Origin of the sequence: Roseibium sp., from assembly GCF_048260565.1 — a bacterium.
In the GTDB taxonomy this organism is placed as follows: domain Bacteria; phylum Pseudomonadota; class Alphaproteobacteria; order Rhizobiales; family Stappiaceae; genus Roseibium.
The window spans coordinates 13157-35105 of sequence record NZ_JBLXGP010000017.1 but is presented as its reverse complement, the minus strand read 5'-3'; the positions used below and the strand labels follow the sequence as shown (position 1 = coordinate 35105).

At 54.4% G+C, this 21949-nt stretch carries 23 protein-coding genes; 9 read left to right on the top strand and 14 right to left on the bottom strand.

Annotated features, from left to right (window positions below; genetic code table 11):
- Positions 1 to 99: 99 nt before the first annotated feature.
- Positions 100 to 807 carry an FkbM family methyltransferase gene (locus ACN0SO_RS24760; protein WP_417682184.1) on the bottom strand — a complete coding sequence of 236 codons (708 nt, stop codon included), beginning with the start codon at positions 805 to 807 and terminating at the stop codon, positions 100 to 102.
- 436 nt (positions 808 to 1243) lie between these two features.
- Here ACN0SO_RS24760 and ACN0SO_RS24755 point away from each other — a divergent pair, with 436 nt between their 5' ends.
- Complete coding sequence (locus ACN0SO_RS24755; protein ID WP_417682182.1) at positions 1244 to 2032, top strand: hypothetical protein; 789 nt, start codon at positions 1244 to 1246, stop codon at positions 2030 to 2032.
- A gap of 248 nt (positions 2033 to 2280) precedes the next feature.
- Here ACN0SO_RS24755 and ACN0SO_RS24750 read toward each other — a convergent pair whose 3' ends face one another.
- Together ACN0SO_RS24750 and ACN0SO_RS24745 are read right to left on the bottom strand one after the other, a co-directional pair.
- Positions 2281 to 3015 carry an FkbM family methyltransferase gene (locus tag ACN0SO_RS24750; RefSeq protein WP_417682180.1) on the bottom strand — a complete coding sequence of 245 codons (735 nt, stop codon included), beginning with the start codon at positions 3013 to 3015 and terminating at the stop codon, positions 2281 to 2283.
- A 207-nt stretch (positions 3016 to 3222) separates the two neighbouring features.
- Positions 3223 to 4269, bottom strand: a complete 1047-nt coding sequence (locus ACN0SO_RS24745; RefSeq protein WP_417682178.1) for a hypothetical protein — start codon at positions 4267 to 4269, stop codon at positions 3223 to 3225.
- 233 nt (positions 4270 to 4502) lie between these two features.
- On the opposite strand from ACN0SO_RS24745, the gene ACN0SO_RS24740 reads away from it, so the two are divergent.
- From ACN0SO_RS24740 to ACN0SO_RS24720, 5 genes are all read left to right on the top strand, one after another.
- Positions 4503 to 5285 carry an ABC transporter permease gene (locus ACN0SO_RS24740; protein WP_417682176.1) on the top strand — a complete coding sequence of 261 codons (783 nt, stop codon included), beginning with the start codon at positions 4503 to 4505 and terminating at the stop codon, positions 5283 to 5285.
- Positions 5282 to 5950: an ABC transporter ATP-binding protein gene (locus tag ACN0SO_RS24735; protein ID WP_417682174.1), complete on the top strand. Its 669-nt coding sequence runs from the start codon at positions 5282 to 5284 to the stop codon at positions 5948 to 5950. Before ACN0SO_RS24740 ends, ACN0SO_RS24735 begins: the two co-directional genes overlap by 4 nt.
- A gap of 241 nt (positions 5951 to 6191) precedes the next feature.
- A complete protein-coding gene (locus ACN0SO_RS24730) occupies positions 6192 to 7307 on the top strand; it encodes an RkpR, polysaccharide export protein (RefSeq protein WP_417682172.1) in 1116 nt (371 codons plus the stop codon).
- 218 nt (positions 7308 to 7525) lie between these two features.
- Positions 7526 to 8011, top strand: a complete 486-nt coding sequence (locus ACN0SO_RS24725; RefSeq protein WP_417682170.1) for a class I SAM-dependent methyltransferase — start codon at positions 7526 to 7528, stop codon at positions 8009 to 8011.
- A 21-nt stretch (positions 8012 to 8032) separates the two neighbouring features.
- Positions 8033 to 8833 (top strand): sulfotransferase domain-containing protein, encoded by an 801-nt coding sequence (locus tag ACN0SO_RS24720; protein ID WP_417682168.1) that lies wholly within the window; start codon positions 8033 to 8035, stop codon positions 8831 to 8833.
- Positions 8834 to 8878: 45 nt separating this feature from the next.
- Here ACN0SO_RS24720 and rfbD read toward each other — a convergent pair whose 3' ends face one another.
- Genes rfbD through rfbA form a run of 4 tightly spaced genes read right to left on the bottom strand, consistent with a single transcriptional unit; the run spans position 8879 to position 12299 of the window.
- The gene (rfbD, locus tag ACN0SO_RS24715) at positions 8879 to 9784 is read right to left on the bottom strand and encodes a dTDP-4-dehydrorhamnose reductase (protein WP_417682166.1); all 906 of its coding nucleotides are present in this window, start codon (positions 9782 to 9784) and stop codon (positions 8879 to 8881) included.
- Positions 9781 to 10854, bottom strand: a complete 1074-nt coding sequence (gene rfbB, locus ACN0SO_RS24710; protein ID WP_417682164.1) for a dTDP-glucose 4,6-dehydratase — start codon at positions 10852 to 10854, stop codon at positions 9781 to 9783. Before rfbB ends, rfbD begins: the two co-directional genes overlap by 4 nt.
- Before the next feature lie 3 nt (positions 10855 to 10857).
- Positions 10858 to 11424, bottom strand: a complete 567-nt coding sequence (gene rfbC / locus ACN0SO_RS24705; protein ID WP_417682162.1) for a dTDP-4-dehydrorhamnose 3,5-epimerase — start codon at positions 11422 to 11424, stop codon at positions 10858 to 10860.
- Positions 11424 to 12299 carry a glucose-1-phosphate thymidylyltransferase RfbA gene (rfbA, locus tag ACN0SO_RS24700; protein WP_417682160.1) on the bottom strand — a complete coding sequence of 292 codons (876 nt, stop codon included), beginning with the start codon at positions 12297 to 12299 and terminating at the stop codon, positions 11424 to 11426. Before rfbA ends, rfbC begins: the two co-directional genes overlap by 1 nt.
- 538 nt (positions 12300 to 12837) lie before the next feature.
- Between rfbA and ACN0SO_RS24695 the strand changes: the two genes are divergently transcribed.
- The gene (locus ACN0SO_RS24695; protein WP_417682158.1) at positions 12838 to 14187 is read left to right on the top strand and encodes a hypothetical protein; all 1350 of its coding nucleotides are present in this window, start codon (positions 12838 to 12840) and stop codon (positions 14185 to 14187) included.
- Between the two features lie 114 nt (positions 14188 to 14301).
- Here the strand turns inward: ACN0SO_RS24695 and ACN0SO_RS24690 are convergent, their stop codons facing one another.
- From ACN0SO_RS24690 to ACN0SO_RS24665, 6 genes are all read right to left on the bottom strand, one after another.
- Entirely contained in the window at positions 14302 to 15396 is a 1095-nt protein-coding gene (locus ACN0SO_RS24690; protein ID WP_417682156.1) for a GSCFA domain-containing protein, read from the bottom strand.
- Positions 15386 to 16171, bottom strand: coding sequence for a hypothetical protein (locus ACN0SO_RS24685; protein WP_417682154.1), 786 nt, complete (start codon positions 16169 to 16171; stop codon positions 15386 to 15388). Before ACN0SO_RS24685 ends, ACN0SO_RS24690 begins: the two co-directional genes overlap by 11 nt.
- 95 nt (positions 16172 to 16266) lie before the next feature.
- Positions 16267 to 16437, bottom strand: a complete 171-nt coding sequence (locus tag ACN0SO_RS24680; protein ID WP_417682152.1) for a hypothetical protein — start codon at positions 16435 to 16437, stop codon at positions 16267 to 16269.
- A 16-nt stretch (positions 16438 to 16453) separates the two neighbouring features.
- Positions 16454 to 17206: a hypothetical protein gene (locus tag ACN0SO_RS24675; protein ID WP_417682150.1), complete on the bottom strand. Its 753-nt coding sequence runs from the start codon at positions 17204 to 17206 to the stop codon at positions 16454 to 16456.
- Positions 17207 to 17211: 5 nt separating this feature from the next.
- Positions 17212 to 18369 carry an NAD-dependent epimerase/dehydratase family protein gene (locus tag ACN0SO_RS24670; protein WP_417682148.1) on the bottom strand — a complete coding sequence of 386 codons (1158 nt, stop codon included), beginning with the start codon at positions 18367 to 18369 and terminating at the stop codon, positions 17212 to 17214.
- A gap of 10 nt (positions 18370 to 18379) precedes the next feature.
- Positions 18380 to 19087, bottom strand: a complete 708-nt coding sequence (locus ACN0SO_RS24665) for a glycosyltransferase (RefSeq protein WP_417682146.1) — start codon at positions 19085 to 19087, stop codon at positions 18380 to 18382.
- Positions 19088 to 19475: 388 nt separating this feature from the next.
- Here ACN0SO_RS24665 and ACN0SO_RS24660 point away from each other — a divergent pair, with 388 nt between their 5' ends.
- Positions 19476 to 19961, top strand: a complete 486-nt coding sequence (locus tag ACN0SO_RS24660; protein WP_417682144.1) for a DUF302 domain-containing protein — start codon at positions 19476 to 19478, stop codon at positions 19959 to 19961.
- Between the two features lie 449 nt (positions 19962 to 20410).
- The gene (gene maiA, locus ACN0SO_RS24655; protein ID WP_417682142.1) at positions 20411 to 21061 is read left to right on the top strand and encodes a maleylacetoacetate isomerase; all 651 of its coding nucleotides are present in this window, start codon (positions 20411 to 20413) and stop codon (positions 21059 to 21061) included.
- A gap of 18 nt (positions 21062 to 21079) precedes the next feature.
- On the opposite strand, the gene ACN0SO_RS24650 is transcribed toward maiA, so the two are convergent.
- Entirely contained in the window at positions 21080 to 21841 is a 762-nt protein-coding gene (locus ACN0SO_RS24650; RefSeq protein WP_417682140.1) for an SDR family oxidoreductase, read from the bottom strand.
- Positions 21842 to 21949: the final 108 nt, after the last annotated feature.

The following is a 21949-nucleotide window of genomic DNA, read 5'->3' as shown; positions in this document are numbered from 1 at the left end:
GGCGAAGCGACTCCGGTGACACATGTTGCGGCGGCTGCCGAAATTCGGAAAAACCACCAGATATATTTGCTTGTCTGCGAGCGGTCATGCTGGTCCTTGTTAGCGAGACAGGATCGAATTCAGCAGGTTGCCAAGTACACCGCCAGATGATGCATCTTTCAGCTTCTTCGGCGGCTGCATGATGTAGTCCCAGCCGCGGTGGCAAGTCGCAACATGCTTGTAGCCAAGAGCCTCCAGCCACTTCTTGGCGGCAAAGGGCTCCTCGCCCGGCAGACAGACGTCATTCTGCTCGATGACAATCAGCGGTAGATTCTTTTTGATGGTTTCTACGCCGCCCAAGAGAACCTTTTGTTCGAAACCCTCCACATCGATCTTGATATAATCGACATTTTCGAAGCCGAAAGAATCGAGTGTGAATACCTTATAGTGAGCAGCTTTTCCTTCAATATATTTGTGCTGCCCTCCACTCATTAGTAGCTCTCCAGGCTCGTCGCCAAGCGCGCAGCAAAAATGTGTTGTTTTCTTGAGATCTACATTAAATGGAAAACTCTTACGCATCCGAGCATCAAACGCATATGTATGCTGGAAATAATGCTGTAGATACCTCGAAAATTCTCCGTCTCGGCAGCCGATATCCAATGCTACTCTAAATTCTTTGATGAATGGAAAGGATACTTCAAAAGTTTTTTTGCAGTGATGATTTGGATAAGTCTTGTTCCCGTCAGGAGAGTACAGGAAGTCCTGGTCAAACCATTCTTCCTTGTATGGGTTTTCCTTGAAAGTCGAAGGTTCGATCGGGAAGCTCATGTTAATTCTTTCGTGCTCTTTAGGGCAGAGTGTTGAGTTGGGTTATGGCTAGCAATAAAGTCATCGATACGGCAAATGTTTTCTTCTGTTCTCCTGGGGGCGATGCGCCGAGCCGCATAGCTTTTGGTCTTCCCCAAACCTGGTCGCAGGATAGCTTGGTGTCATGCGGATGAGGCAAGCCTTTTGACTCGAGTCTACCGATTTAGCTGCCGGAAAATGTCCGTGAGCCTTACGTATCCGGAAAATGCTGTCGTCGCCATTTGTGCATCGCAAAAAAACCGGAGCGGGAATACTTCTCAAATCAGAGCCGGTCAGCTAGAAAACGGTGATGTAGATCATCCTGCGTCAGCCCATTCCTTCGCCCGTTCGCACCTTTGAGCACTGTTAGACACCTATGGCCATTCAGAAATTGTTTCGACAACCCTTGAAGCACGTTGTGGTAACGACCTTCCATGAGGCGGGGTACCGGGAATACGGAAAGAAATGCCTGAATACCTTTTTGGAGAAGTGGCCCGAGGACGTTGAGCTTATTGTCTATGCCGAAGATGTCGACGTAGAGGAAACGGCGCCCAACCTGACCGTTCTCGATCATACGGCTGTATTGCCCAAGCTGATCGAGTTCCGCAATCGTTTCGGCAGTCATCCTTTCGCCAACGGGTTCAGTCCGCTCGGCGACGGAAAGTTTGACTTTCTCTGGGATGCGATTCGTTTCACCAACAAGGTTTTCGCCGTGACCGACGCTATCCGCCGCACCAAAGGCGTCGCCGATCAATTGATCTGGCTGGATGCGGACACGATTACCCATAGCCCGGTTCCCAGCAGCTTCCTGGACAAACTTGCCCCTAGGGAAACCCAGCTGGCGACGTATCTCAACCGGAAGAATTATCCGGAATGCGGTTGGGTCGGTTATAATTTGAACCATGAATTCATCGATGAGTTCGCCCGCCGGTTTGATGAAATCTATTTGTCCGGCGAATTTCTCGAAATTCAGGAAAGTCACGACAGCTATATTTTCTGGAAAATCGTACAGGACATGGAGCGGGAAGGACTGGCAACCTTCTATTTTATTGGCGACAGCACGACGGTCGGCCATGTCTTTATTAACAGTGAGCTTGGCGCCTATCTGGACCATTTGAAGGGCCCGCGAAAGGCGATGGGCCAGAGCCAGGCGAGGGACCTAAAGGTGAAACGTAAAGAGTCCTGGTGGAAAAACACTGGCAGCTAATAGCTGTTTTTCTCTTGGGAATTTTAAGATTCCTATTCAGATGAATAGAGAAACCTTCTTTTTTTGGTGTTGGCTCTTTCCAGGATCACGGCACGGTACCGGACCATCCATTGCAGTCGTTCGTTCGAAAGGGGTCAAGCCTCACGCAACGCTATCTGCATTTGTTGCGATAGCGGAAATCGGTTCTTCGGACGCGGTCGTGCCAAGCGCGATTTCCGAAAAGGCCTTCCGGGATTAGGGGGCTGACTCTAGGTAAAAGGAATAAAGGTAAGATGGCGTAACAGGGGTTCAAAATGACGAATGGACCTGGGTTCGCCTTCTTTTTTGAAGATTATTTCCTTTCCGGTCTCTGCGACTATTTTATAGCCGAGATTATATAGGTACTCGATTACTCGGCTGACATAAATATACTCCTCAGATGTTCTTCTTCCGCATTCTACGCAGAGCACCGGAGAATTTCGCTCCAGTGTTTTTCGCGCACCGCGCAGGACGTTCAGTTCATGAAACTGAACGTCAATCTTAATGAAATCGACATCCGTGAAATTGAAGCTGTCGAGCTTGGAAAGTTTCGTTTCTATTTTTTTTGTCGCAGTCACTTCGCTTTCAACGATGGAAGAATGCCCTATGCCTCTTTCATCGATCGAGAGAATGGCCGTTCCGGATTTGTCCGACAGGGCCACCTGATGCGGTGTGCAGTTGTCTTTCCCGGCAAGGTTTAGCCTGAGGCAATTCAACGGCTCGTCATATGGCTCAAAACACTCCACATGGGAAAATTGTTCACACAGGTCTCGTGACCAGAAACCTACGCAAGCCCCAATATCAATTGCCCGCCGAAAGGATTTTACGTGGCTGAGGGCGATGTCTCTCTGGATCTTCTGATACTGGCCTGTGGCAATAGCATCTTTGTTATGCAGCAGATAATCTTCAAAATGCTTTTCCGAGGACGGAAGATGCCAGCCTTTTATGATTTTAGTTTCAGCCAATCTAGGTTACTCCCGAACGAATCTGCAGCGAGAAAACGCACATTAAATGCAGCTCTGGAGCCTATCAAGGCTTTTTGAAAATAAAGTATAGGGTGGACTTCTTAAAGTATATTACGGAAAAATTGAGAATATTATGATGGTTTATTTATTTATCGATTAATCTTGTTGTGCATGTTTGCGGCATTAAATTTGAGTTCGAATGTAGGGTTAAGAACCAAGCGGATCGTTCAGGCAACTTTCCCATATTTCGGCCGTCATATGCCTGTCGCCGATCCTGAGGCTGTTTTCAATGCCGCCGAGAGCGATTTTCGCGGCTGTCGCCGGATCGCCGGCAAGCCTGGCGATCGCTTCTTCCCATCTATCCGCTGTGTGTTCCACCACCAGGCTGTCGGTGCCGTGATGCGCGTATTTCTTGAATACCGAGGTGGGTGAATAAACGCCGGCGGCGCCGACGAACGCATGTTGATGGAGCTTGAGGTTGGAGCGGGCGTCATTGACCGGGTTGGGCACATAAGGCGCAAGGGCGATGTGAAACCGCTGCTTCCTCAGCCAGACCTGGAAATTATCGAAGAACTTGTCGCCGAGATGGGTGACCTGGGGACCGGATGCGATCAGGTCCTCGCCGCGCTTTCCCATGAGCGTTGTGAGATGAAGCCGCGGGTTTTTGTCGAGCGCGGCTCGAATGCCCGGTGCGATGATCTGGAAGTCGTTGTGATGGGTGCTGGAACTCAGAAACGCCATCCGGATCCTGCCGCTATCGGAGAAGTGTCCGATGTCCGTCGACGGGTTCATATGCGCGGGCTGGATGTACTGGCCCGGGAATTCCGGACAACGGCCCAGGATCTTTCGGCTCGGGGCCAGAAAAACGTCGATATGGGGACGGATGGCATCGAACTGCTGGCTCAGAAAGCAGTTCAGACGGGCCTTGTAATCCGGGCGAAGGTCCTCGTCCTCCAGCATCGCCCAGATGTCGTCGTCCAGCAGATAGGCAATGCGCGCTTCTGGCTGCTGCCGCATCCGGGATATCAGGCGGATATCCTTCTCAGTCGCGTAGCGGACGATCACCAGAAGGCGCCGCCCGCTCTTCAGATCGGTCAGCAAAAGACAATGCTGGCCGGCTTCCCGCAGCTCGATGGATCTGTCAGCGAGTTCCTCGCGGACGATTTCCAGATAGTGATAGCGCGTCGGGAAGGCGGTCTTTGGCCGTCCCAGGGCATGGTCATAGGCATTCTTGAGATATCTGACGCTCAGCATTCGACTGCGGCCCGTTGCCTATTTTGCGCGTCCAAGAGTGCCTGGGGCACCTTGCTGACGAGTTGACCATCGCATGGAATGCAGGTAGGAGTGCCTTGTCGTCAAGGTTTGATACGGCACCACTTGCAAAGGTGGAAGATGGACCGGCTAGGTATCATATTCAGACAAACTTTGTCATCCGGCGTTTCGACAGATCCAGGCAGAAAAACATGCCGTCTTTAGGCGTCAGAGGTTTGACGATTCAATCCGTACTGAAACAGCAGCTGACGGTGGTGGCGGCGCTGGTCATCCGTGAAATGTGCACGCGGTACGGAACGAAGTTCGGCGGATATGCCTGGGCCATTATCGATCCGCTCGCATTTGTGGCACTGCTCTCCGTCATCTTTTCGGCCATCGCCAGAACGCCGGCGCTAGGGACCAATTTCCCCCTGTTTTTCGCGACCGGCTACATGGCCTTCTGGATCTACAGATCCATGGCGGACCAGGTCGCAGGCGCCGTGAAGTCCAACAGGAACCTGCTCAACTACCCGGTGGTCAATCCCTATGACACCGTCTATGCAAGGGTGATCCTGCAGATCCTGACCCAGTTTCTGGTTTGCATGATCATCTTCACAGGCATCGGTATTGTCATCGAACCCCTGCCGCGGCTCGATATGTATCCCATTCTAATTGCGACCGTTCTTGCAATCATGCTCGGTATGGGAGTGGGAATGGTGAACGTCGTGGCATTCCATATGAGCCCGACCTACCAGCAGATTTTCAATATCGTCAACCGGCCGCTTTATCTGCTGTCCGGAGTGTTCCTGATACCCGATCATGTGCCCGAACCCTATCGGACATATTTGTTCTATAACCCCTTGATTCATATCGTGGCAAAGTTCAGGCAGGGGTTTTACGGAACCTACCGCGCGCAGTTCATCGACATGCCTTATGTCGTTACTTTTGCATGCACCATGTTTTTGGCGGGTTTTTTAGCGATGAAGATCTTTGACTCTGCGATTCGGGAGCAACAATGATCCGCTTGGAACACGTTACCAAATTCTACAAGCACCGGGGACAGAAGCGGTATATCGCGAAAGATGTGTCCTTTACGGTGCCGCGTGGAAACAGTATCGGCCTGATCGGTCGAAACGGCGCCGGCAAGTCGACGCTGCTCAAGGTGATAGCCGGGACAATCCGGCCGAATTCCGGCCGTATCCTGCGGTATTCGCGGGTCTCGTTCCCGCTCGGATTTGCCGGCAGCTTCAACCCGGCCTTGACGGGTGAGCAGAATGTCCGTTTCGTTGCCCGTATTTATCAGCATGACACCAATCAGCTGATCGACTATGTCAGGGATTTCGCCGAACTCGGCAAGGCATTTTACATGCCGGTCAAAACCTATTCTTCCGGGATGAAGGCCCGTCTGGCGTTCGGCGTGAGTATGGGGATCGAGTTCGACTACTATCTTATCGACGAAGTCACGGCCGTCGGGGACAAGCGGTTCAGAGTGAAATGCCGTGAAGCGTTTGAAAAAAAGCTGGAACGCTCGGATATTATCATGGTGTCGCACTCCGTCGGCAGCTTGAAAGAGTACTGCACAACGGGAATTGTTTTGGAAGGCGGCGAATTGACGTATTATTCAAATATTGATGATGCAGTTGCAGTTCATAATGAAAACATGAAATTCGAGTATCGTCCGTAAAAGTCAAAAGGCTGCTGTTGAAATGTCCCAGGCTCTGAAAACAGCCCGCAAGGTTGAGACGTCTGCAGTTGATGGCTCGAAGCCGACGAAGCTCATCAATATTGCGAATGTGAAGCCCCCGGAGCCGAGTCACCGCGAAATTACGGCGCGCCTGAAAAGGTCGGGACTCGATCCGCGAAAGATGCTGGATTTCGCGAAGGGGCACAAGCGCTGGAGATATCCGCGGAATCTCAGATATTTCATGATGGTCGCGACGTTCATTCTGTTCGTTGCGGTGCCGTCAGCGGTTGTTTCCGTGTACATGATTTTCTTTGCCAGTGACCAGTATCAGAGTTCCGCCGCCTTCGCCGTCCGGAATTCAAGTTCCACCGGGGGCGCGACTGACCTGCTTGGTCTGGTGATGCAGAGTGGTGCCGACACCACAGTTTCGAACAGCTACATCCTGAACGATTACCTGCAGAGCCAACCGTTTCTCGAAGACGTCATGAACCACTTCGACCTAGATCGAATTTATGCGAGTAGCGACTGGGACTGGTGGTTTCGGATGGGTGCCGATCTGCCGGTGGAGGCAAAGCTCAAATACTGGAAGAGCAAGATCGAGACAAAATACGATCAGGCTTCGGGAATCATTGTTGTCGATCTTCTTGCTTTCACTCCGGAAGATGCCCGGAATATCTTGGCGTACATCGTTCAGAAGAGCGAGGACCTGATCAACAACCTGTCGGAATCCGCACGCCGCCAGTCACTCAAGTCCGCCCAGGAAAGTCTGGCCACGGCCGAAGTGCGCTTGAGGACGGTTCGCAGGCAGATGTTGAACTACCGGGAAACCGCGCAGGAAATATCCCCGGAAGACAATGCGAAGCTCGCATTTCAGATGATCGGCGAGCTGGAGTCGCAGATCACAACCAAGCAGACCACTTTGAAAACGCTTGACGGTTACCTGGACCCGAAGTCTCCCCGGATGGCCATGCTGAAGCAGGAAATCAAAGGCTTGAAGAGGCAGCTCGATACCGAACGCCTGCGTCTCGGGGGAGGGGCGAATGCGCCAGCGGCAACAGCCGTGGACGGCTCATCCGCCGACAATTCCATCCCCTACCGGATCGGGAGTTATTCGGACCTCGAGCTGGAGAAACAGTTCGCGGAAGAATACTACACAACCGCCCTGGCTGGTTTGGAGAAGGCGAAGGCGGAAGCGGCTGCGAAAGAGCTCTATCTGGCGACCTTCATTCCGCCGACGCTTCCGCAATATGCCCAGTATCCGAAACGTTTTATCTACATCATCTGCACGTTTCTGTTGCTGCTTGGTATCTGGACGTTCGGTGCGTTGACGTTCTACAATATCCGGGACCGGACCTGATCTTCCGACGGTCCCCTCAAGAAATCCCCGCCATGTGCGATCCGAAGCAAGGCTTCGTTTGACCGGAGTGTGGAAAGTCGTCGGTGGTTTCAATCGCGCCGTCGACTTTCCGCTGGTAAGAACCCATCGGGTTTCGGTAATAGGACACAATGACCAGAAGCAATTTCAGCACAATATCCGGCGAGGCCAAGGATCGCCCGGCGGGTCTTCAGCCCTTGTTGGAACGGGCGAACGGCAAGTCCGTACTTGATATCGGAACGTTCAACGGCTTGATCCCTTATGAGTTCGCAAAGAACGACCCCTGCGTCATTCACGGGATCGATTTCTACGAAGAGGGTATCCGTGCGGCGCGGACAGTATTTGAATCGTGCAATCTGGATTCCGGTTTCTTCGTTTATGATCTTTCCGTTGGCAGAGACCGGTTCAAGAGCGACTTCGAAGGAAAGCTTCTGAAAAGCTACGACATCGTTCTTCTTCTGGCGATCTATCATAAGCTGGTGCGGCAAATGTCCCAGAAGGATCTGCATGAGCTTATGGATTATTTCATCGGCTTGTCAGACCAATACATCGCGGCCAGAACGCCTGATATGGGGCCGCTGGACAAGCTGATCCGCCGGCAGGGCTTCGAACTTGTTTATTTTGACGGGTTCAACAAGATCATGGCTCCATTGCATATCTACGAGAAAGTTCGTAAGGAGCGGTGAACTGCGCAGGAATATGAAAACATGAGCATAACGAGACGCGTGATATGGCTCGTTTCTTATCCGAAGTCCGGGAACACCTGGTTCCGCTTTATTCTGTTCTACCTGAATCATGGCCGGCAGCCTGAGGATTCTGTCGAACTTGATCGCTTCATGAATTCGCGAATGCCTCCGCCGAAAGGGCATCCGCGGTACATGAAAAGCCATGCGACCCCGGAAAAGCTGCGCAGATATTTCAAGAAAAGCATCGGGGTCGTCTATATATATCGGCACCCGCTCGACGTACTGCAGTCGACCCTCAATTATGCGCTGCTGACAGGTGAAATTTCGCAGGCGGAAAAGGACGCCTGGGTCGACACTTATATCGAGACCGAAGGGCATCCGGTCTGGTTGCCTGACCCGCACAATGCGGGGACCTGGAATGAGAATGTCACGTCCTGGCTGGATGAGACGGACCTTCCGATCCACTATGTCAGCTATGAGGACACTCTCGCGAATCCCAGAAGGGCGATAGAGGATGTGGCCCGGTTTCTGGAGATCCCGGTAGATGAAAAGCTGCTCGACGAATGTGTCGAGGCAACGCGTTTTGAGGAATTGAAGGCTTTCGAAGGCCGGGAACTGGACGCTGCAAAAGAGGTCGGTAAGCCGCTGGGCCGCTTTTCTGCCGGTCGGCGTTTGGAAGCGCATACCAATCTTGGCGTCCGCTTTTTCAATAAGGGCACTGCCGGTTCCTGGCGGACCGCCATCTCCAAGGACGCGGCAGAGCGGGCCTGGGAGCGGTTCTCCGATGCCGCCACGCGGCTGGGGTACAAGTTCGACGAGTGAGCGATCGACGACGTCCCTGAGGCAAACAGCCGTCATTACTGGGCGTTACGACGATGAAAGTTTGCCGAGCGCGTCGAAGACCTCCGCGAGGCTTGTTTCCAGCTTCGGCGCAACAAGACCGAAATCCCGCACCAGCTTGCCGCAATCCAGCCTGGAATTTGCCGGTCTCACCGCCTTTGTCGGGTAGTCGGCGGTCGTGATCGCCGTCACATCCGCCGAAGGGCCGCCGCGTCTTGCGCTTTCGGCAAAAATGGCTCGGGCAAAGCCGCACCAACTGGTCTCATCCGATCCGGCCAGGTGATAAATCTGCCCCAACCCCGTCTTTCCGTCGCTGCGCCACCGGTCAGCGATGGTCAAAAGCCTGTTGGCGATATCAAGGGCGGAGGTGGGGTTGCCGAACTGGTCGTCGACGACCGTGATCTCGTTCCGTGTTTCTGCCAGCCGAAGCATGGTTTTCAGGAAGTTCCTGCCGTAGGGACTGTAGACCCAGGCCGTGCGGACGATGACATGATCGGCGCTGGCCGAACGGACCGCTTCTTCGCCGGCAAGTTTTGTCCGGCCATAAACTCCGATCGGATTGACCGCATCGTCCGGCTGGTAAGGACGGTCAAGCGTGCCGTCGAACACATAGTCCGTGGACACCTGAATGATCTTCGCGCCACAGCCGGCGGCTTCTTCGGCAAGGATGCCCGGCGCAATGCCGTTGATCTGCATTGCAAGCTCAGGTTCATCTTCCGCCTGGTCGACGTTGGTGTAGGCCGCCGCATTGATGATGACGTCAGGCCTGACGGTCCGGACCGCTTCTCGGACCGTTTCGAATTGAACGAGATCGAGCAGGATGTCGGTTCCCGCTCTGGCCGCGAACACGAGTTCCAGATCCGGATGGTTTGCGGCGCGATCCGCGAGGCATCGGGCGACCTGGCCGTCTTTTCCGGTGACCAGAATTCTCATTTCGCGGGTCCGGAGGCTTTCAGGGAACCCAGGCGTTCGTAGCCTTGCTCCTTGCGGATCGGGCCCCACCACCATTCATTGTTCAAATACCAGTCGATCGTCGCTTCAAGACCGGTCTCGAAGGTCTGGGACGGTGTCCAGCCGAGGTCCCGCCTGATCTTGCTGGCATCGATGGCATAGCGGCGGTCGTGACCTGGGCGATCCGTGACCATTCGGATCAGGTCCGCGTAGGACGCACCGTTTGCCCGCGGACGCTTTTTATCCAGAATCGCGCAGATGCCGCTGACGACGTCGATGTTCCGGCGCTCGGCGTTGCCGCCGATGTTGTAGCTTTCACCGGCAACACCCTTCGTTGCCACCAGTTGCAGGGCGGCTGCGTGGTCATCGACATAGAGCCAGTCGCGCACGTTCTCCCCCTTGCCGTAGACCGGTAGCTCGCGCTCATCCAGCGCGTTCAGGATCACCAGCGGGATCAGCTTTTCCGGAAAATGAAACGGACCGTAGTTGTTGGAGCAGTTCGACAGCACCACCGGCAGGCCATAAGTCTCGTGCCAGGCTCTGACGAGATGATCGGAGGAGGCCTTGGATGCGGAATAGGGCGAGGACGGCTGGTACGGCGTTTCCTCGGTGAAGATCCCGCTGTCGAAGGGCAGGTCACCGAAGACCTCGTCAGTTGAGATATGATGAAAGCGGAACCGGTCGCGCTTCTCGCCCGTGAGGCTTTCAAAATAGCCCCGGGCCGCGTTCAGCATCTGGAATGTGCCGACGATGTTGGTCTGAATGAAGGCGCCCGGCCCATCGATGGAACGGTCCACGTGGCTCTCGGCCGCAAGATGCATCACGATGTCGATGTCGTAATTGCGCATCGCTGCGGAGACAGTTTCCCCGTCGCAGATATCCGCCTGGACGAAGGCGTAATTCGGAAGATTGTCGACCGAACGCAGGGACGCCAGATTGCCGGCATAGGTCAGCTTGTCGAGATTGACGACAAAATTGGCCGGGTCGCCTGCAAGCCTTCGGCAGACCGCGGACCCGATAAAGCCGGCACCGCCTGTGATCAGAAAACGCATGAACTAGCCTTCGTAGATGAAACCCGTATCCACCTCGGAAAGGAGACCGGCCGCGCGGTCCTTGTCCGAGAGGACAACTTGCGACACATCGAAAGGCCAGTCGATGCCTATTTCAGGATCATCGAACCTTATGGAACGGTCGCATTCCCGGGAATAGAAATTCGTCACCTTATAAAGGAACTCCGTGTGCGGTTCGAGCGTGACGAACCCGTGCGCAAATCCCTTTGGCACCAGAAGCTGGTTCCACTTCTCGGCCGATAACTCGACACCTACCCATTGCGCATAGGTCGGCGATCCTTTGCGGATATCGACGGCCACGTCGAAGACAGACCCGCGGGTCACGCGCACGAGCTTGTCCTGCGCAAAGGGCGGCATCTGGAAATGCATGCCGCGCAGAACTCCCTTCTCGGCGGAATAGGAATGGTTGTCCTGGACGAAATCCAGATCGATGCCGGCATCGGCGAACGTCTTGGAATTGTAGGTTTCCGAAAAGAACCCACGGTCATCGCCGAACTTGTCGGGAACGATTTCGATGACACCTTCCAGGCCGAGGGGGCGGAACTCCGGCATCAGCGCTTCTCCTCGACACAGCGGCGCAGGTAGCGGCCATACTCGGTCTTGCCCAGTTCCGCCGCGCGGGCAAGAACTTCGTCCGGACCCAGCCAGCCGTTCTGAAAGCCGATCTCTTCGAGGCAGGCGATCTTGAAGCCCTGCCGGTGCTCGATCGTCCGTACGAAGGACGAGGCTTCATGCATGCTGTCGATCGTTCCCGTATCCAGCCAGGCATAGCCCCGACCGAGCAAGGAAACCTTCAGATCCTTGCGCTTCAGATAGGCCATGTTGACGTCGGTGATTTCCAGTTCTCCGCGCGCCGACGGTTTGACCGACGCGGCGATGTCGACAACGTCATTGTCGTAAAAATAGAGTCCGGTCACCGCCCAGTTTGATTTGGGCTGTTGCGGCTTTTCCTCTATGGACATCGCCTGCTTCGTTTCCGGATCGAAACTGACCACGCCGTAGCGTTCCGGATCGGCGACCTGATAGGCAAAAACGGTTGCACCGGCTGCTTGCGCCGTGGCCTGTCGGCACAGGGCGGAAATTCCCGCACCGTAGAAGATATTGTCGCCCAGGATGAGCGCGCAGGGATCGTTTCCGATGAAGTCGCGGCCGATGATGAAGGCTTCCGCCAGGCCATTGGGCGAGGGTTGTTCCGCATAGGAAAGATTGATCCCGAATTGCGATCCGTCCCCCAGAAGAGCCTGAAACATAGGCAGGTCGCGCGGGGTGGAAATGATCAGGATATCGGAAATGCCCCCCAGCATGAGCACGCTCAGGGGATAGTAGATCATGGGTTTATCGTAGACGGGCAGGATCTGTTTCGAAACCGCTATCGTCAACGGGTACAAACGCGTTCCGCTTCCGCCCGCCAGAATGATGCCCTTCAAGGAAATACTCCGAAGTTACTGCAACATGGTGATTTGAACCGTCCCTTGATGACCCTATCGCCGCGAACAATGCAAGCGCCAAGCTCACAATTTGCGGTCAAATCGGAAATATTTCGGCGCCAGATTGAATTTGATGGCGATAGGAAGAGGAAACTCACATGCTTTGAGTATCCGATGTCCCAGGCGATCGGCCTTGCTGGGGCGTATCGGTGGTGGATTTTGAGTAAAGTTCCGTGATAAATCGCATTCAAGAATAATAATTACGCATTAGAGACAGTAATAAATTGAGATTAAAAAATAAAAAGTTGATATCTTCTGGGTTTAGTTGATCTGGAATTTTTCAAATCTGCTGGCTGTCGTATTATTGAATAAATTTCCTGTTTGGATAACAATACCGCCCGCATCTTGTAGGGCAGGGTTTGCGGAATTGCGTTCTTAACGTATTTAAAAATATTCCGCCTATATGCAATAATAGAGCAGATATGAAAGACAGCCGGCTAGGCTATTCTGTCGATCTGAAGAAGAGAGTGTGAATTAAGTGTCAGATTTCGTCGATCAAGCCAAAGAAAGCATTTTAGGAGATTGGGAGAATTTCGACTCCATTATTCGAAAGGAACTTTTCAATAAGAGAAGTGCGGTTGATCAAGCAATATACAAAACCATCCGGACTATTCTAAGGCGCAAGATCAAAGGAGAGACGATTAATCACGCAAAATACAAGTCCATCCGGGCTGCTCTAAGGCGAAAGGTCGAAACAGAACCGGAAAAGGAGCATAATTTCCTAAAAAGCTTCATTGAAGAAGATTTCAAACTGAAAAATGTTAATCGTAATCTATACTTTGTTTTATTTGATTTTTATATTGAATCTTTGATGTTTATCAGAACGAGCAGAACGATAAGTAAATTTGGAGATATGATCCCTACTGAAAGTTTCCTCATGAGGATGAATGAAATTCTTCAGAGGGAAAAGACTGTTAGAGGCAAGCATGGGTCGTATGTTTACTGGTCAGCCGTCTTTCATTACCTCAATAATAATCATGCTGAATCTTTCAGATTATTTTGCCTGTCGGATAAGTTCAAGCCGAGCAAGTTCAAATTGGACCGTTACATGATGGGCGCGCGGACCGTAATTCCAAATATAAATGATGTCCTTAATACAAGTCCGCTTATTGAATTCAATAAGAAGTTGAATTTCGAGAAGCGCGAACCTCTTGGCTCGGAAGAGATGGTTATTTTGACGTGCGCGGATGAGATTTATTTCGAACGGCTTGGCGATATTTATCTTGAGAGCTTTTCGAACTTGACGAAAAACGTCCGACTTCATATCCACATCATGAGGAAAAGCGATAAGCCTCTGAACCTGGACAAACTGAAGAACTGGGAAGGCCTCAAAGTCGATGTGACGTCATCGGATGCGACGCCTTACCATGAAAAAAGCTGGTTTACCGTCGCAAGATGGCTGCTTCTTCCCGCATTGCTTAAGACATACCAAAAGCCTGTCCTTGTGACCGATTTCGATGTGTCTTTTGATCCGGAAGGTTTTTCCAATTATGTCGATATCGCCAAAGACTACGACATCGCGCTGAATATCAATAAATTTCCGTCAAATTACATGCCCTGGAACACGGTCAATGCCAATCAGGTCTTCGTAAACAATACGGAACTGGGCGCGCTGTTCAGCTCCGCGCTCAGGGATGTTTCCCTGCGCTGGTATGATGTGCGAAGGGGAGACCAGTGGTGGATCGATCAGAATATCCTGTATGCCTGCTATCGGGATCTGATGCGGTCCTGTCATTCAATGAAAGTGATGAATAACTTAAAATATCCGACAATCAAGAGAATTGTTAAGGAAAAGAAAGAGTATCTCGAAGCCGGCGTTACAGTTTAGAGTAAAGGCGTTACAGTTTAGAAAAAATCTGTCGGGTGGAATCGGCCGACAGGGGACAGGATTACCCCGCTCAGGAGTGGTTCGAGACCCGATGGCAACTCCGAAACCGACCGGCTACCGGTTTGCGGCCTTCTCCAGGTAAAGCTCATCGCATTCGACATCGACAATTGCCTCGGCTTCCGTCAGGAAGGTGTCGTCTGCCGATGCAGCGGTTTGCGCTAATTCCCGCTCCGGTTCTGCGGACGAAATGCCGGCCGCATGAGACAGAAAAACGCGCATGGCGTGTTCCACACCCGGTTCAGTCACATTCCTCAGGTCGTCACCGTAATAACGCCCCCGGTTGAAGGCGCCGGTGATGATCTCGAATGACGGAAAGTAATGAACGTGGTCGAAATTCTTCGTCAGCATTTCGGCGGCCACGCGCAGGACCGCCTTCGAATAGCACGTCGCCTGAAGGACATGGGCCCCCGGTTCCGCGGTCGCGATCAACGGAACCGGCGAAACCGTGAGGATCACCTTGGCATTGCGGTTCACTGACCTGAGCGCTTGGAAGAAGGCGGCCATGTCGGCGATTACTTCGTCCGAAGTCTGATTGTAGAATTCATGGAGTTTCGGATCGAAGTCTCCTCCTTCCACGCCCGGGCACAAGGGGAAGACCGCGCCGTCGGTCTTGTGACGCCAGCATTCGGTCAAGCCGAGGGTGAATACGAACACGTCCAGGGTTTCGAACATGTCCCGGACCGCTGCCAGGTGCTGTATCCGGTCCTTTTTCAATTCGGTTTCGGAGATGAATCCGCCCGGCTGGACGGTGGGCCTGAAAGGATCGCGATAAGATCCGTCCGGATGACGCCAGACCGTTTCGACTGGCTCGAACTGCCCATAGGCCCGCTGCATCAGCTGAATGAGCTGGCGCGCGGTATAGATGTTGCCATAGCGTGCGGAAAAGAGGCGGTAACCGTTTTTTTCGCGAACGTCCTCCGGCAGGATCGGGTGGCCTGTCTCGCTTACATAATAGTTCAGCCCGGTCTGCTGGAGCTTGCGGGCGATATGTTGCGCAAAGCAACTGCCGGCGGTTGCGACTCTGGTCTTCGCATCGATCCTGAGCCGAAATTCCCCGACCGGGTCGACGGTCGCAGGTGGAACGCCGGCAACCGACCGTCGCCAGAACGCCTTGTCAGGCAAGGATCTGTATGGATTTTCAGCCGACATCAGCGCACTCCTGGCTCATTGGCCTCTGCTCCACCAACTCCTGTCCCACCAGATTCTCCAGCTGCCGCAAGACCAGTTCGCCATAGAAGGCGTTAGCATGGGTAGCGTCAGGAGCATAGCACACAGGTTCGAGATATCCCTCTGCGTCGGTTGTCCAGGGCGGTGGCGGCAGCAGGGTGATGCCGAACTCCGCACAACTCTCGGAGAGAACTTCCATCTCCATCTGCCAAAGTTTCAACCGGAATTGGGACGGCGAGATGCCACTCTTGTGAGCCGATCTGCTTCGGTACGAGTTAACCCGGTTGAGGATGAAGTCCTCATCTTTTTTTGGGGGAGGCGTCGCGAGATGAAAGATCGGCGCAACCGTACTTTCCCGGATGCGTCGAAGCTTGGGTCCCGCGATCTGGCTTCTGAATATGTCCCTCATGACATGATGGGGGATCATAGTTTCCTGGATGTCTTTGGGCGACATCTTCTCATTTTCGGACAAGACGGTGAAAGGACTTTCGTGGTTCAGGAGTCCGACAGCATTGTGAAATGACCCCAGGATAGTCACGGCGAGCAAATCCGTTGGCCCTAATTCGCCCGCGCGTTCCAGAGAAGTCTGGAGGGGAACGTCGCCGATTTTAGTGCCGTTGGCCCTCTCCTTGAGCAACCAATGGATGGCAATATCGGTTTCTTCGGTTTCGCAGAAATTCAGCGATCGGATTTCGCTTGCCTCGCGCAATGCCTTGACATGACTTTGGCCGATAACCTGTATCCGACTGATATTCACAATATTTATCCGGAATGCTGCCTCATCATGTTGCGAACCCTGAGTTCCGCATTTGCCTATTCCAGCAGATTCTGCGGGAGCGGTTGTTCTTGCACTCAGTCTGCAATCCGGTCAAGTCCGGTTTGCAGACCAAACATCGGGTCGTAACCAAGATCGTCTGTCAAGGCCGAGATGTCAGTGCGGTTGTGGCGGATGTCGCCAATTCCATATCCCCCGGTCACGACAATATTGCCCGGGCCTTTAAGGCCGGAGTTCAGGATCTGCATGGATTTTAAACCGATATCAGCACACTCCCGGCCCCTGTCCAACCAGATTTTCCAGCTGCCGCAAGACCAGTTCGCCGTAGAGGGCGTTGGCATGGGTCGCGTCTGGAGCATAGCATAAAGACCGGAGATATCCCTTGCTGTCGGTTGCCTGGTCGGGTGGCGGCAGCAGGGTGATATCGAACTCTCTGCAAACCTCGGAGAGAACGTCCATCTCCATCTTCCAGAGTTTCAGTCGAAGCGGAGCCGGGGCAATCCCGCTCCTTCGGGCCGCTCTGTTCCGGCTCGATCTGATCCCGTCGAGGATGACGTCCGAATTCTTTTTGGGGGGAGGGGGTGCGAGATGATAGATCGGCGCAATCGTACTCTCCCGAATGTTTTTGAGCTTCTTTGCGATCATCCGGCTTTTGAATATGTCCCTCATGACACGATGGGGGATCAAGGTTTCCGGGATGTCTTCGGGCGCAGTCTTCTCATCTTCGGACAAGACGGTGAAAGGATGCTTGTGGTTCAGCAGACCGACCGCATTGTGAAACGTCCCCAGGATGGATACGGCGAGCAAATCCGTTGGCCCTAATTCCCCTGCGCGTTGCAACGAGATCTGGAGGGGAACGTCGCCGATTTGTATGCCGTTGGCCTTCTCCTTGAGCAGCCATTGGATGGTAATATCTGTTTCTTTGTTTTCGCCGGATTTGAGCGACCGGATCTGGCTTGCCTCGCGCAGCGCCTGGACGTGGCTTTGGCCAAAAACCTGTATCCGAGGGTTGTTCACGATACTTATCCGGAATTCTGCCCCATCAGGTTGCGTTCCCTGAGTTCCGCATTTGCCTTTTCCAGAAGGTCCTCGGGCAGCGGCTCTCCCAGCACCCAGTCCGCAAACCGGTTCAACCCGGTCTGCAGATCGACCGCCGGATTGTAACCGAGATCATCTGTCAGGGCCGTGATATCCGCGCTGTTATGGCGAATGTCGCCGATCCGGTACTCTCCGGTCACGACGATGTTGCTGGAGCCCTTGAAGGCGGAATTGAGCATGCGGGCGACATCGAGAACCGGCGTTGCAATTCCCGATCCCACATTGAACACGGAATGCCGCGTTGCCTGAGCGGACAGGGCGGCCACAAAGGCGTTCGCCACGTCTGTCACGTGGACGAAGTCCCGTGTTTCCAGGCCGTCCTCGAAGATCGGCAAGTCCAATCCACGGCGTATTCGGGTCGAAAAGATCGACAGGATCCCCGTATAGGGATTTTTCAGGGACTGGCCTTCGCCGTAGACGTTCTGCAGCCTCAGGATCGAATGTCGGATGCCGAGCGAGTTGCAGGCGATCCGCACCAGGTCTTCCTGGGCATATTTGGTCGCCGCATAAATCGATGCCGGATTGATCTTGTCGGTTTCAGACGTCGGTACCGCCTCAAGGTCCGCGCCGCAGGAGAGACAGCGGGGCTCCCAGCGGGCAGCGGCCAGGTCTTCCGCCTTGCGCGATTCCGGACAGACCCGATCCGTTTCCGAGCAGTGCGTGCACACGTAAGCGCCTTCGCCGTAGACGGACCGGCTGGAGGCGAGCGCGATATGCCGGACGGTTCTTTCCGGATCATTCGCGATATGATCGAGAAGCTTCGCCGTCCCCAGCGTGTTGACCTCGTTATACCGCGATATTTCATACATCGACTGGCCGGTGCCGGTCTCGGCCGCCAGGTGAACGATTGCGTCCACACCGGTGACTGACGTCTTCAGAGCGTTATCGTCAAGCACGGAACCTCGGAGGAATTCGACATCCTCTCCGGTCAGCCAGGGCAGGTCGCCCGGTAGGTCGCCGTGTATCTGGGGGCTGAGGGGGTCGAGGATGCGGACCTGGTGACCGGCTCTGATCAGAGCAGGAACCAAATGGGAGCCGATAAAACCGGCTCCGCCTGTCACGAGGACTTTCGACTTGGCCATTGTGGCGGTGTTAAGCCGTCTTTTCCGCGCGAATGGACTGTTCGTACATGTCGCGTTCGGCGGTCCAGAGATCGCCGTAGTCTACATTCTGCCAGTTGGAGAACCACGGGCCGCCATTCGTGTAGTGGATCGCGCTCGGTACTTCCGCTGGCTTTTCGTATTCGCCGACGAGGAAATTCCAGCTCCGCGGCAGTTCGCCGATCAGGTTGTCGTCGTCGATCCAGCTGAAGCGGTGCAGGTAAGCCGGAGACTGGGTGTTCACGACTTCCGGCGTCAGGGCCTTGACCTGCGGATGGGCGTTGTTGAACAGGATGAAGGAAGACCAGTTCTTGCGCGGATAGCTCGTCTGCGCCTGGGCATCCATCTTCACCGCATTTGCCGGTGTGTAGTCATGCTGGACCACGTAGACCGCCTTCTCCGGATCCACATTATCCAGCACTGTCATGACGTCGGTCGTGAACAGGAAATCGCAGTCGACGAAAATCGAATAGCCGTCATGTGCGCCGAGATAGGGTGTCAGGAAGCGGGTCAGGGAAAATTCGGTGGAAGCGGAGTCCGCGCCGCGAGTATAAAGACCGACTTCTCTTAAAGTCTTCTGTTTGAGCGGGTAAATCTCAATATCGGAGTTAGTATGTCTAAGTAAAGAATAGCGGCAAACCTGCCATGCTATATCTTCTCGGCTGTCATAACCGACAAATATCTTCAGTTTTTTAGTCATTTGGTCCTCATCGGAAATTTGTACCAAGATTGTTAGTTTATGACATGCACACTCAACAAATATATTCGACGCGTAAGACGCTGTACAGGCCTTTCAGGATAAGCTTCAGGATTTAAATCCGGTTTAACAGGGCAATCTCGGTAGAAACAACAGGTCTGATCGGCACGGCTTTGGCGGCACGTTGTAAACCACGTCGCGATGGGTCGAAAGCCCTGACGTGCGGCTCGCAACACAATGCTCATTTAGTGGGCTGGGCGCTGGCGGATGTCGTGGTTGCCGTCGCGGCGGAACACCGACTTGTGAGGTCGAAGTGACCTTGGTCGCGCCATTCGGTCCTATCCTGTCGAATGACAGGCTTCGGGCATTCTGGATGAAGGGGACAAGCGTCGTGTTTCGCGTGTTGGTTCGTGTTGCAATGATCTTTGTGGTTCTGGGAAGCGCGAGCCTTGCGGCTGCCTCCGGACTGGAAAGCCGTCCCGGCTGGCGGGTGATATCATCCGGATTCACCTTCGACGATCTGGTGGGACGGGTGAAAGACGCTGTCGGCGAGGAAAAGATGCTGCTGGTCACGCAGGCGAGCGCATCGGAGGGCGCAAAAGGTCAGGGAATTGCCATTCCGGGCAACCGGATCATGGGTGTTTATCGCAACGATTATGCCCGCCGTATGTTAAAGGCGTCTGTCGCTGCCGGTATCGAAGCGCCAATCCGGTTTTATGTGACGGAAAATCCGGACGGGACCGCAACTCTTTCCTGGAAGACGCCGAGCCACGTGTTCGCGCCGTATATGGAGGAAGGCGGCGCGGAGCTGAAGGCGCTCGCCACCGAACTGGACGCAGTGTTCGAAGCGATCGCGGCAAAGGCCGTTGGCAAGTAAGCGGTCAGCGTCCAGCGATTATCCGCGCAGCCGATTTCCTGTGCGGCCGACAGGTTTCCATCATCGTCTTTGACAGTGTCGGCTTTTCCAAGAGCGCCGGGTTTTGCACATATACTTTGCACCGCCGCTCACGAAATGTGCTTGTGCGAATCGTCATCATTCCCCACCTTGGAAGTGTCTTCAACTGCAAGAAAGGAGGTGCCCATGTCTAGTGAGTATCAGCAATTGGCCCGGGAGTTTGGGCGAAATGTTTTGGTGCTGGAGCAGCCTCTAGCAGTAAAAGGTTTCGCCGGGATCTGATCCGGACTTTCTGGTCAATTCGATCTCATGGGAGGGCCGCTATGCGGCCCTCTTTGCATTTGGGGGGCCGGTTGTTTCTGGCTGGAAGGGCTGGATTTTAGTTGCACGTGAAACTAAGCTGCTTGCCAAGAACGATCAGAGGCAAACAGATGACGTCCCCCATCCTTCACTCCTATTTCCGCAGTTCCACGTCCTACCGTTTGCGGATCGCGCTCAACCTGAAGGGCGTGGAGACCGACTACCGGGCGCATCATCTCAGGTTCGGCGAACAGCGGTCGGAGGCCTATCTGAAAATCAATCCGCAGGGCGTTGTGCCTTCGCTGGAACTGCCGGATGGCGAAGTCCTGACCCAGTCGCTGGCCATTATCGAATATCTCGACGAAACGGTCCCCGAGCCGCCGCTTCTGCCGAAAGATCCCCTGACCCGCGCCCGGGTTCGTGCGATGGCGCAGATGATCGCCTGCGACATCCACCCCATCAACAACCTGAAGGTCCTGAACGAACTCCGCTCCCGCTTTGGAGCCGACGATGCCGCCGTCGCCGGATGGTTCCGCCACTGGGTCGCCGAAACCTTCGGCCCCCTTGAGGCGATGCTCGCAACCCGTACCACACCCCGAGCCTATTGCGCCGGTGACATGCCGGGCCTGGCGGATATCTGCCTTGTCGCACAGGTGGCAAACGGCGCGCGCTTCGGGGTCGACATGGGCCCCTATCCGGTCATCCAGGGCATCTACGACGCCTGCATGGCCATTCCCGCGTTCGAGCGGGCCGCGCCGGCCAACCAGCCGGACGCGGAATAACCCTCTGCCGTCCGTACCCTAGATCAGGCCGACCGCTTTGCGCACGTTCTCATCCCGCAGCGAACAATCGGTGCCGCGATAGGCATCGCCCGCCTCCGTCGCCAGCCAGGAGATCGTTTCGCCGACCCATTCCGGCGGAATATGGACGGACGGGTCGAGCTGGCTCACCGGATTGATGCCCGACGCCTTGATCGCCACCTGCATATGGGTCGCGACCGTGCCGGGGCTGAGACCCATGACCCGGATGCCGCCGTCGGCAAGTTCGAGATCCGCGCATTTGGTCAGCGACAGCACGGCCGCTTTCGATGCGCAATAGTGGCTCCAACCCTCCAGAGCGCCGGTCGCTGCCCCCGAACTGATGTTGATGATCGTTCCCCCTCCGGCTTCGAGCATAATCGGCGCGGCAGCCCGAATGCCGTAATAGACGCCCTTGACATTCACATCGATGATCTTGCCCCATTCGTCCGGATCGGAGGTCTCGATGCGGCTGATCGGATCGATCAGGCCGGCATTGTTGACCAGAATGCCGACCGGGCCGAATTCATGGGCGGCAAAGGACACGGCCTTCTCCACATCCTTATAAGAGGCGACATCGCAGGGGCAGGCGAGTGCCCTGCCGCCGCCGGCGCGAATGTCCGCGGCGATTCGCTCGATGTCGTCGCTGCTGCGGGCGACGAGAACGACGGACGCTCCGTATTTCGCCAGGCTGCGGGCCGCAGCTTCCCCTATGCCCCGGCTTGCACCGGTCACCAGGGCGGTTTTTCCTGCATGATCGAACATGAAGTTTCCTTCTATTTAGGATCGGCGTTCAATAATTCGGTTGGACCGGAATTGAATATTGTGTGTAGGTCGCCTGATAAATAGGGTGAAATCAAAAAGTCTTGCAGG

Bases quoted from the DNA above. Each gene is read 5' to 3' on its own strand.
- ACN0SO_RS24760 (WP_417682184.1), bottom strand. From the start codon at position 807: ATGAGCTTCCCGATCGAACCTTCGACTTTCAAGGAAAACCCATACAAG.
- ACN0SO_RS24745 (WP_417682178.1), bottom strand. From the start codon at position 4,269: ATGCTGAGCGTCAGATATCTCAAGAATGCCTATGACCATGCCCTGGGA.
- ACN0SO_RS24735 (WP_417682174.1), top strand. From the start codon at position 5,282: ATGATCCGCTTGGAACACGTTACCAAATTCTACAAGCACCGGGGACAG.
- ACN0SO_RS24730 (WP_417682172.1), top strand. From the start codon at position 6,192: ATGATGGTCGCGACGTTCATTCTGTTCGTTGCGGTGCCGTCAGCGGTT.
- ACN0SO_RS24720 (WP_417682168.1), top strand. From the start codon at position 8,033: ATGAGCATAACGAGACGCGTGATATGGCTCGTTTCTTATCCGAAGTCC.
- rfbD (WP_417682166.1), bottom strand. From the start codon at position 9,784: ATGAGAATTCTGGTCACCGGAAAAGACGGCCAGGTCGCCCGATGCCTC.
- rfbB (WP_417682164.1), bottom strand. From the start codon at position 10,854: ATGCGTTTTCTGATCACAGGCGGTGCCGGCTTTATCGGGTCCGCGGTC.
- rfbC (WP_417682162.1), bottom strand. From the start codon at position 11,424: ATGCCGGAGTTCCGCCCCCTCGGCCTGGAAGGTGTCATCGAAATCGTT.
- ACN0SO_RS24690 (WP_417682156.1), bottom strand. From the start codon at position 15,396: ATGTCGGCTGAAAATCCATACAGATCCTTGCCTGACAAGGCGTTCTGG.
- ACN0SO_RS24680 (WP_417682152.1), bottom strand. From the start codon at position 16,437: ATGCAGATCCTGAACTCCGGCCTTAAAGGCCCGGGCAATATTGTCGTG.
- ACN0SO_RS24670 (WP_417682148.1), bottom strand. From the start codon at position 18,369: ATGGCCAAGTCGAAAGTCCTCGTGACAGGCGGAGCCGGTTTTATCGGC.
- ACN0SO_RS24665 (WP_417682146.1), bottom strand. From the start codon at position 19,087: ATGACTAAAAAACTGAAGATATTTGTCGGTTATGACAGCCGAGAAGAT.
- maiA (WP_417682142.1), top strand. From the start codon at position 20,411: ATGACGTCCCCCATCCTTCACTCCTATTTCCGCAGTTCCACGTCCTAC.
- ACN0SO_RS24650 (WP_417682140.1), bottom strand. From the start codon at position 21,841: ATGTTCGATCATGCAGGAAAAACCGCCCTGGTGACCGGTGCAAGCCGG.